Below are 716 nucleotides of genomic sequence, written 5' to 3' on the forward strand. Positions count from 1 at the left end.
TATATTCCACTAACTTTTTTATTCCTTCTTGTGAGGTTTTTTGCATTTCTGTTTGTATATTTCTTCTCATTAATAATTTAGTATCTTCAGTTACTCCTTCCCACCAATTTCTTACATCTCCTTCAAATGATGCTATTAAATAGTCAATTCTTCTATCCGTAGATTCCCATGTATCATCTTGGTTACATAAAAAGAATAATATCATTGCATCTGCCCATTGTAACAAGACTTTCTTAATATCTATTTTTCAGTCTAAATCTAGTTTTGCTCTTCCAAGATTTATTGGTTTATTATAATATGCATTTGGTGTAAATTGATCTTTATATATTTCTATCCTATGTTGTGGTATAATTCTATCATAGTACAGTCTATAAGGTCTATGTGGCATTGGTGCATATCCTCCTTTTAATTCAGGAAATTCTAATTTTGGATTGTTGCTTGTACTTCCTGGTGCTGGTGTTGGTCCTCCACCAGTATTCATTAATATTTCATAATTTTCTAATTCTTCTATACTTAATTGGTCAAAGTTTTCTATTAAATTATCTATTTCTTCATTCATCATCTTTTTTATTTTTTCCTCTTTCTTCTGTATATTTTTCAAATTCTTTCTCTTGTTCTAGAATTATTGGTAATATTTCTTTTCTAAATCTATCATCCATACTTCCTGGTTCATAGTATCCTTCTGTTTCTACATGTTTCTTTCCTATTCTTGTCAT

2 protein-coding genes are annotated in these 716 nt (G+C 28.9%); both read right to left on the minus strand.

All coding sequences use genetic code 11. The features are described 5' to 3' along the window. Positions 1-205 (minus strand): hypothetical protein (locus GOQ16_RS17225; RefSeq protein WP_160070426.1); only part of this gene is annotated, 205 nt, incomplete at its 3' end. Between the two features lie 42 nt (positions 206-247). Then, a complete protein-coding gene (locus tag GOQ16_RS17230) occupies positions 248-562 on the minus strand; it encodes a hypothetical protein (protein WP_160070427.1) in 315 nt (104 codons plus the stop codon). Between the last annotated feature and the right edge of the window lie 154 nt (positions 563-716).

Source organism: Sphingobacterium bovisgrunnientis (assembly GCF_009829085.1).
Lineage (GTDB): Bacteria > Bacteroidota > Bacteroidia > Sphingobacteriales > Sphingobacteriaceae > Sphingobacterium > Sphingobacterium bovisgrunnientis.